The sequence below is a fragment of the Prevotella sp. 885 genome, from assembly GCF_002265625.1.
Taxonomy (GTDB): domain Bacteria; phylum Bacteroidota; class Bacteroidia; order Bacteroidales; family Bacteroidaceae; genus Prevotella.
In genome coordinates this window covers 1-8,525 of the sequence record NZ_NOVE01000079.1, presented here as the reverse complement: position 1 = coordinate 8,525, position 8,525 = coordinate 1, and the positions used below count along the sequence as shown (strand labels likewise).

Here is an 8,525-nt window from a genome sequence, read left to right as displayed (position 1 = left end):
AGAATGATATCGACCCGAAGATGATTGAGTTTCTGAAGGGTCTGTGGGACGGCACCGGTCGCACTCGCATGAATATGGATCTTGACAAGAAGAAGGAGACGACTGCCGTTGACTCCGGCATCATCCTCTCTGGTCAGGAGATGCCGACATCGGATATCGCTCTCTTTACCCGACTCGTCTTCCTGCAGTTCCCTCGAAGCGAGTTCTCGGACAAGGAGAAGCAGAATTATAAGGTGTTGCTTGAAATGCGTTCGCTGGGACTGACGCACCTGACGCTCGAAATTCTCAAACAGCGCAAACACTTTGAACAGGCGTGGTCTACGGCGTTCCATGACACACAGACTATCGTCGGCAACGCTCTCGGTGGCGAGAAAGGTGAAGACCGTATCATGAACAACTGGTGTGTGCCGTTGGCTGCGCTTCGGGTGCTCCAAAAGAGCATCCCTACGCTGACTTTCGACGAGATGCTGCAAGTCACCATCGAGGGAATAAAGAAACAGAATGGTGAGTGCAAGACTAACGGCGAGCTGGGCAACTTCTGGAACGTGGTGCAGTATCTCGCAAGCGACGGCGAACTGATTGAGGGTGGCGACTTCTTCATCCGCTATTGCAGCAAGTTTAAGACGGATATCATCAATGCCACTTGGCAGACAGAACGACCGGTGCTTTTCCTACAGAAGACTCGTATCTTCAACCTCTACCGCAAGGAGGGACGACAGGCTAACGAGAAGGTGCTGCCTACGGATGCGTTGAAATACTATCTTCAGAACAGCCGTGCCTACCTTGGCGAAAAGGTGGCACGATTTGATGTGTATAAGAAGGGCATCATCCAGTACGACCATACCAGGGCTGCTATGGGTAGCACGCCTCCAAAACTTACTATGACACAACGTGCCTACTGCTTTGACTATGACTTGCTTTGCGAGACGTTTGGCATCAGTCTGTGGACTGCGCCTGACCAATCCGACAGCGACGAGCCATTCTAAGGGCTTTTTACCCTTTTACTTTTTTACCTTTTTACTCTTAAAAGTGGTAGCTTACTACGAATATATTTCTTTTCAATAGGTATCATAATCAGGTGGACTGCCGGGGCGATTGCATCGTCTCGGCGGTTTTTATTTTGCGGAAGACATGGCCATCCTCTGCGATGTACTCCGTTTTTTTCAGAGGTCTTGCACACGATTTGTAATCTACCTACATACATATTGGTAGCCTATCATACGCTCCAAAAAGCATAAAGTGGTAGTCATTGACTTTATATGTAGCGAAATCCTCATTTTTTGCCCTCATTCATTTTTCAGAAGAGAAATGCTGTAATTGTTGTAACTTAATGTAACTTTCTGTATTTCATTTATTTAGGCAGTCTATTATCTTGTAATTTCTTATAACTTCTTGTAACATTTCATTATGCTTTCTGAATACCAAAAGGGAAATAGGTACTGAACATCCTTATTTTTAGTTGTAGTCCGGCTTCTCCTCTTCTGCTACTGCTTGCTTTTTCCATGCGGTATCGTAAGTGTCACCGTGCTTAAAGAGAACGTGCCTGGCACTCGTGATCCTTTTCGTCATTGTTCTTCTTTGATGTATGTGTCACATGGTAGGCTTTGCCCTACGATAATCAAATGAAAGAGGTATTGCTGACTCTTTTTTATTGCTCCGCTCTTGTGGACATAGGTGATGGATTTCTACTGCATAACATTCAAATTGTCAGACATGCAGCCCTGGTTTCGTTCATGGGATTTTTCCGCGTGCAAAGTTAGCGCAAGCGACATTCTGCAAGGGCACGGCGCTGCCTTAGCTCGAATATTTTTTCAAGATTTTGGGGTGCGGTGGCTTCTGGTCCAAATTCTCGTTCCGCCAAAGGTGAAAAAAAATTCGGCTATCTCTTGCCTTAAATGCCTTCTTCTTGCGCTGGGTAAGGCAGCGTAAAAAGTCCTCATTTCGAGGGCTGCATCTAAAAGTCTAACAATTTAAATTTCTAAGTTATGCAAGAAATGGTTTTAACATCACCTAAGTCGGCTCACAAGAGCATGAAGGAGCAGTTTGAGAGTGTCAGCAGCTATATCGTTGATTATCTCTGGGATCAGCCTGCCATCTACTGTGGCACATACAAGAAGTACAATGAAGGCTCACTCTTCGGTGCCTGGCTCGATCTCCGCACGTTTGACTCTTACGAGGAGTTCATCGATGTATGCAAGCAGCTCCACGCTGATGAGGAGGATCCGGAGCTTATGTTTCAGGATTATCAGTGCTTCCCTGCTGAATGGTATTCAGAAAGCTGTATGGATGAAGAAGTTTTCGACAAGATAATAGCTTTCATCCAAATGGATGATGACAAACAGAAAGCGTTTAAGGCTTATGTTTCCGCCACTGGCGATGACAGCATTTCGGATTTTGAAGATTGTTATGAGGGCGAATATGATTCGGAAGAGGATTTCGCCACACACATCGTCAATGAGTGCTATGATTTGGAGCGCATGATGGGCAATCTCTCATATTACTTCGATTACAAGGCGTTTGCAAGGGATTTGTTCATCTCGGACTACATCTTCGAGGATGGCTACGTCTTCCGCAGATAAAGGTGGAAGCCGGACGAGGCAATCGCCTCGATCCGGCAGCCCACCTTTTTATAGCGTAACCGAAATTTATTCGAAGTAAGGAGTGTTTTATTTCAATGCTTCATCAAGTTTCTTGACTAATATCGCAGGGTCTTTGCGAAACTCTTTCATGCTGAGATCTTTGAGCACTTCCTTTATTTGTGGGAAGTTCTTGAAATATCTTTTCAGCATGGTCTTCTGACCAATTCCTGCAATGCTATTATCCTTCAAATAATAGGTTCTTGCAAAGTCCTCATTCTTGGCTTTGTAATAAAACATGATAGCCATTCTGTAAATACTTCCCGATTTCACATGGGTAGCTGTGCTTATATAGTGAATATAGGCGGAAATGTTTTTTCCCTCATAAACTGGCTGAAGGAATACCGGATTTTTGTAGAGTTTCGGATTCTCTTTATAAGACATGCTCAATCCCATTTGGGCAACCATCGGAATCCAGTTTTCCCATTCTCCAACCTTCTTGTTATAGTATTTTATCTCTTTTACATCAGTAGATGCGAAGTCTGCCTTCTCACCATCAGTTTTTTTGATTCTGAACTCATGGTAATTGTCTACATTAAAGGAAAACTTCCCAATGTCACCTTTCACAAAGGTGCCGTTGTTCAAGGTTACTTCTGCATTCTGAGCTTGTGTCACTCCACACAATACAAGGGCAAGTAACATCAAAATCCATTTTTTCATACTCGTACATTTTAGTTCAACTTTATTTTGCAAATATACATCTTTTTTCATTACCCCACCAAGCTAAAATCAACTTTTTTATCTACCTACCTACCAAATAACAAATCTTAAACGTTTCCATCATTCCATACCGCCTACACAAAACTATTGTATCTTTGCGCCCATAATCATTTTACATGTTTTATGAGCGACTATCACATCTATATCAAAATGCCTTCCTATCTGCGCCAGTGGTTCGTACATCGCCACAGTGGCACGGAACCAGTGCGTCTAAGAAACGGCAGCATCGAGTCTAAACTTATAAAGCTCGCTGTTGTCAAACCGCCTGTTTCTGCTGTTCCTACAAGGCAACGTGAGGATGAAGTCGCCATTTGTATTCCGTATTCCAAAACTCGCGACCCTCGTATTTACAATCATATCACGGACACTGGTAAACGTGCGCTGCTGGAGAACGTGAAGAACTCGTTTGATGTCGACTGCTGGACGTTCCTGCACGACTTCGGCAGGATCGGCAAACAGCAGAAAGACCTCATTTATCTCTACATGGAGCAACGGGGCATCAAGGAGGACGGCACTTGCTGGGACTCCATCGCGAAAATATACCAACGCTTGCGTAAGAATTATCTTACTAACCAATGCAAGCGAAAAAACAGCACGATAAAAAACGGTAGCAATAACAAGGTTGAAACTGAAGAAATAGTAGAATAATATGCAACGTCTTCCCGGAATCATCAATATATATTACGTGCTTGCCTCGTCGCTCATGGCAAGCATCACACAGAAAGCGTTGGCGGATGCTCCTGTCGGAGTGTTCGCTGACACTTTCCTAATTCCGCATATCGGAGATGCCGTTTGTGAAATGGAGACGCAGTTTGACAATAACGACACTTTGGAAAAGGTGAAACTCTCTTTCTCTACTACTTCGCAGCTGCCAGCTCATGAGCATCTTGCTTTCGTCATCCATACGGTGGATGGAAAGCAGTATCTCATCGGCACGGCTGACAAACCTTTTCCTGTCATCAAGGTAGACGACTCCACAGGCAAGGTGGATGGTGATTCGGCTGCTACGAAATACACCATATCTTATACAAATAAAGTGGCACTGGTGCCATGCACGGCGTGATGAGCGCCTTTTTTTATGCATTTTTGTAACATTTTGTATGCAGTTGAAACATTGCGCCAAAACTTAAAATGTTGATAGTCAGCGTTTTCGTTTCTTGTTTACAATGTTACAAAAGATACAGCCAAAATCGGTTGAGTTTTTGAAAAGGCTATTTTTTCTTCGTTCTGTTTTTGCGCTCCACCTTCTTCCAATAGATAATTCGCAGTTTGCGATAACTTCTGCGTGATTGCCCAAATAGTGCAAATAAAAATACTATTGCAAGTAATGCAAAACGATAAAATCTGCGAATATAAAAATATCCGCCTATCAGAATTATCAATATGATTACAATGTCTCTCACCATAAGTTTATCGTTTTACATCGCAAAAATACAATTTTTCTGTCTTTCTCCAACATTATTATATAATATATCTTTGCCCTCAAACAATTTTTGACAATCATGGCAAAGACAAAATACAATCTCCATCTTAAAGGCTACGTCGGTGGTTGGGACTTCGATTCTGACTACGTCGATTTCGTCCTTAACAAGAACACCGACAAGGAGGTTGCTGTTCTCATCGACTCTCTCGGCGGACAGCTCAACACCGCTCTCTCTATATCATCTGCATTCAGGCGACACGGCAATGTTCATGTGCACTTTGTGGGCATGAACGCCAGTGCCGCTACCATCGCATCAATGGGTGCCAAGCGCATCACCATGGATCACTCGGCTATGTATCTCGTGCACCAGTGCTCACAGTCGTTCTTCGAGTGGGGCAGCTTGAACGCTACGGATATGCAGAATCTCATCGACAATCTGGAGAAGCAGAAGTCTGACCTTGACAAACTGGATGCCAACGTCGCAGAGATGTATGCCGGACGATGCAAGAAGAAATCTGCCGACTTGCTGGAACTCATGAAAATGGGTGGATGGCTGACGGCACAGGAGGCACTGGCTTGGGGATTCGTTGATGAACTCACGGAGTTTGATGATGAGTCGGCTCCAGTTCTTACGGAGGCTATTGCTGCGGACTTTACCGCTCATGGCATACCGCTTCCTAAGATGCTGACCGACACGAAGTCGGAAGACATCACGGCGTTTAGACGATTCCTGCAGGCTTGTGCCTCTGTTTTCCACTCGCAAGAAAAACCAAATAAAATTGTTCCAACCATATCTTCTGAAGAAAAAATGAAAAAGACCTATTCTAACATTTGCAAGACTCTCGCTTGCGACTCGCTGGAAGCTAACGACGACAAGGTTACGCTTACCACGGCACAGCTCGACTCTATTGAGGCGGACATCACAGCGAAGTACAATGAAATCACCAATCTCTCGGCTGACGTTGACCGGCTGACTAAGGCTAACAGCGATTTGGAGGAGAAACTGAAAAAACTCCCTGCTGACACCACTAACACGGTTGTTGATGACAAGAAGGACGGTGGCACCAACACCGAAAAGTCAGACATCGAGAAGTTCTACGACACCACCAACTCGGCCCAGGCACTCTTTGACTCTTTACCATAACAACTCACAAATCATAATTCAAAACTCCCAATCATGGCAGGAAAACTACAATTTACCCTACAAGAATACAAGGATGCTGCTCGAAAGTGGCGTTCTGACTTCCTTCGTCTGCCGATTATCGGCTGCGACGAGACTCTTAAGTTTATGACCGGTCGCCCTGGCATCCGCTACAAGGAGAGTGTGGGTACGCTCAACGCTTCGGCACAGTTCGCTCCTTACTCGCCAACTCGCTCGGAGGACGTGAACTTGCAGCTGGACTTCCGAACGCTTGAAACTTTCTTCGGTTCGGTGGTCGCTAAGTTCGAGCCTAACTCGGCTATCTCTACGCTCCTCGGCACGGGTGCCACTAAGGGCGACGGACAGAAGTCTGTGCCTACGGCTCGCGAGGTGCTTGGACTTATCGCCAAGTCGCTCTCCGAAAAACTCAATGATGCTATCTGGAGCGGTGTGCGCAACGCAAGCGGTACTACCACCCAGGATCTTTTCGATGGCTTCGACACCATCACAAAGAAGGAAGTTACTTCCGGTGCTCTCGCTAAGGAGAATGGCAATTACCTCAAACTGACGGATGCCATCACCTCTGCCAACGCCGTTGACGTGGCTAAGGAAATCCTCTTCTCGCTCGACCCACGCTTGCGCTCGCAGACTCTTTTCATGTACTGCTCGCAGGACTTCGTGGATAAGTATAACGAGGGTTATCTTCTCACACACAGCGGTATCCCATACAACACGCAATACAATCAGCCTACTGTCGAGGGTTCTAACGGCAAACTCATCTTCTGTCCGCTTGCTAACAAGACGGACTCGAAGTATATCCACATCTCACCAAAGATCAATATGCTTTATGGATATGACCAGATGGGCGACGTGGAATCTGTTGACGTTGAACGTTTCGATGCGTTCCTTCTCTCGTACATCGCCACCATGTTCTTCGGCGTACAGTTCGAGTCTATCGACAAGCGACGCCTGAAGGTCGTTGAACTGGCTGGCTTATAGTCTAACTCTTAACAATAGTAATTATGGCAGCATCTAATACAGACGTACAAAAATCTCTTGCATGGGCGATGGGCACACCGGAACTTCCTGGTGTGCGTCGCCGTGTGTATTATACATCCAAGAATGATATTCTTGTTTGGCCTAAACTTCCTCATAACGAGGTCGGACGTGTCACTTCTTCTGTCTACGACGGCTCCTTCACGTTGAAGGAAAACGCTGTATGGAAATACATCGACATCCTTCCTGAGAAGTCGCAGCTCACAAGTGAGGCACAGGGTGAACTGCCGTCACAGACGCAGCTCAACAAACTCGTGGCGGTTCATCCGTCGGTAAGCGAAGCGGCATCGGCTGCAGCTGCTTACCTCAATAACAACGACAACGTCTTCATCGTCGAGGACATGAAGGGCAAGCACCGTGTCGTGGGTTGTGACAAGTGGACTACCAAGACCACAGTCACGCAGGATCTCGGTCAGGGTGCCACTGGCACCACCGGCACCACGATCAACGTGGAGGCATCGGACGAGTGTCCGGCTCCGTTCTATACTGGCACCATCACCACTGAGGACGGAGACATTGATTGCGCAGCGTAACGGCGAGTAAAGTTATAATCATAGTTGACCATGGACAAGCGGACTCCGATAGACATGCAGGAATTCTTGAATGAAATTTCCGTGCCGGACTTATCGGGTCCGCTTGATCTGTCCTCAAAGGATGCTACGCATGAACAGAAGGATATCTTCGCCATTGAGAAACGCAAGGCGTGGGATAAGTCGGTTGAAGCGCGGTGCGACTTCACCCGACGCGTCCGGCTTACTCGACGGGCGGACACGTTCTTCATCTCTTTATGGCAGAAGTCGCTGTATGGCAGAACACTGACGGATATCAAGGGCGACGATAGTATGGTGGCGTTCTTCGCTGATAGCATATCACCACTTATACGTGACATCCTCGGTGAGGAACTGAACACGGGGGCGTGGTGTATCGTCACCACTCCCAAACGTCGCCATCTCGTCAAGAACTTCGCCACTCGCATCAGCGAAATGATTGCTTCCCAACTGAACATCCCGTTCTACGAGGATGTTGCTTTCTGCCATTCAAAGCAGCGTATCGGGGCGGTGTTCACTATGAACAATCTCCCCAAAGAGCCTAACTGCATCGTCTTCGACGACTTCGTTACTACTGGCTCTACGCTGAAGGCTATGCGCAATGTGCTTACCGAACATCACAAGAATTGTGTGTTCTTTACTGGAATAAACAACAAATTGTGAGCAAACGAGAGCAGAGTCAAGCTTACTTGAACTATGCCGAGTACAGCCACAATTCAACGAAGTTAAACTATAAAATATGAACAATCTGACTGACAAACTCCAGCAATGGCTCGACACTCCATCTGCTGAGCGTGACTGGAACGAGGGTGCAATCCTTCTTCTTCAACTCACCAATAACACCATAATGTATCGTAATCTCAGCATCAATCCCAAAGGCAAGGCTGAGTTCATCGAAGGCAAGCTCCGTGCCTTCCTCAAAGCTCGCCGTGAGGTCGAAGCCCACGACGAGGTGAACATCATGCAGGAGCAAGTGGATGCTATCGTGGCAAGTCGAACAG

At 46.3% G+C, this 8,525-nt stretch carries 9 protein-coding genes and 1 pseudogene; 9 read left to right on the top strand and 1 reads right to left on the bottom strand.

The genetic code is table 11. From position 1 onward, the window contains the following. A pseudogene (locus CHL74_RS14405) lies at positions 1-986 on the top strand (DNA primase); the annotation flags it as partial. A gap of 999 nt (positions 987-1,985) precedes the next feature. After that, positions 1,986-2,579, top strand: a complete 594-nt coding sequence (locus CHL74_RS14395) for an antirestriction protein ArdA (protein ID WP_094881878.1) — start codon at positions 1,986-1,988, stop codon at positions 2,577-2,579. Positions 2,580-2,666: 87 nt separating this feature from the next. On the opposite strand, the gene CHL74_RS14390 is transcribed toward CHL74_RS14395, so the two are convergent. Continuing rightward, positions 2,667-3,296 (bottom strand): hypothetical protein, encoded by a 630-nt coding sequence (locus tag CHL74_RS14390; protein ID WP_094881877.1) that lies wholly within the window; start codon positions 3,294-3,296, stop codon positions 2,667-2,669. 183 nt (positions 3,297-3,479) lie between these two features. Between CHL74_RS14390 and CHL74_RS14385 the strand changes: the two genes are divergently transcribed. The 7 genes from CHL74_RS14385 to CHL74_RS14350 form a co-directional block, all read left to right on the top strand. Next, positions 3,480-4,004, top strand: a complete 525-nt coding sequence (locus CHL74_RS14385) for a hypothetical protein (RefSeq protein ID WP_007901542.1) — start codon at positions 3,480-3,482, stop codon at positions 4,002-4,004. 1 nt (position 4,005) lies between these two features. After that, positions 4,006-4,419, top strand: a complete 414-nt coding sequence (locus CHL74_RS14380) for a hypothetical protein (RefSeq protein ID WP_094881876.1) — start codon at positions 4,006-4,008, stop codon at positions 4,417-4,419. Between the two features lie 439 nt (positions 4,420-4,858). Next, positions 4,859-5,923, top strand: a complete 1,065-nt coding sequence (locus CHL74_RS14370; RefSeq protein WP_094881874.1) for an ATP-dependent Clp protease proteolytic subunit — start codon at positions 4,859-4,861, stop codon at positions 5,921-5,923. A 33-nt stretch (positions 5,924-5,956) separates the two neighbouring features. Next, a complete protein-coding gene (locus CHL74_RS14365) occupies positions 5,957-6,919 on the top strand; it encodes a hypothetical protein (protein ID WP_007901532.1) in 963 nt (320 codons plus the stop codon). Between the two features lie 23 nt (positions 6,920-6,942). Further along, on the top strand, positions 6,943-7,509 hold the full coding sequence (locus CHL74_RS14360; protein ID WP_094881873.1) for a hypothetical protein: 567 nt from the start codon (positions 6,943-6,945) through the stop codon (positions 7,507-7,509). A gap of 30 nt (positions 7,510-7,539) precedes the next feature. Further along, the gene (locus CHL74_RS14355) at positions 7,540-8,187 is read left to right on the top strand and encodes a phosphoribosyltransferase (RefSeq protein WP_094881872.1); all 648 of its coding nucleotides are present in this window, start codon (positions 7,540-7,542) and stop codon (positions 8,185-8,187) included. Positions 8,188-8,263: 76 nt separating this feature from the next. Next, positions 8,264-8,525, top strand: a 262-nt coding sequence (locus tag CHL74_RS14350; RefSeq protein WP_141241353.1) for a hypothetical protein, incomplete at its 3' end; no start/stop codon positions are given.

Bases quoted from the DNA above. Each gene is read 5' to 3' on its own strand.
- CHL74_RS14370 (WP_094881874.1), top strand. From the start codon at position 4,859: ATGGCAAAGACAAAATACAATCTCCATCTTAAAGGCTACGTCGGTGGT.
- CHL74_RS14380 (WP_094881876.1), top strand. From the start codon at position 4,006: ATGCAACGTCTTCCCGGAATCATCAATATATATTACGTGCTTGCCTCG.
- CHL74_RS14390 (WP_094881877.1), bottom strand. From the start codon at position 3,296: ATGAAAAAATGGATTTTGATGTTACTTGCCCTTGTATTGTGTGGAGTG.
- CHL74_RS14355 (WP_094881872.1), top strand. From the start codon at position 7,540: ATGGACAAGCGGACTCCGATAGACATGCAGGAATTCTTGAATGAAATT.
- CHL74_RS14365 (WP_007901532.1), top strand. From the start codon at position 5,957: ATGGCAGGAAAACTACAATTTACCCTACAAGAATACAAGGATGCTGCT.
- CHL74_RS14395 (WP_094881878.1), top strand. From the start codon at position 1,986: ATGCAAGAAATGGTTTTAACATCACCTAAGTCGGCTCACAAGAGCATG.
- CHL74_RS14385 (WP_007901542.1), top strand. From the start codon at position 3,480: ATGAGCGACTATCACATCTATATCAAAATGCCTTCCTATCTGCGCCAG.
- CHL74_RS14360 (WP_094881873.1), top strand. From the start codon at position 6,943: ATGGCAGCATCTAATACAGACGTACAAAAATCTCTTGCATGGGCGATG.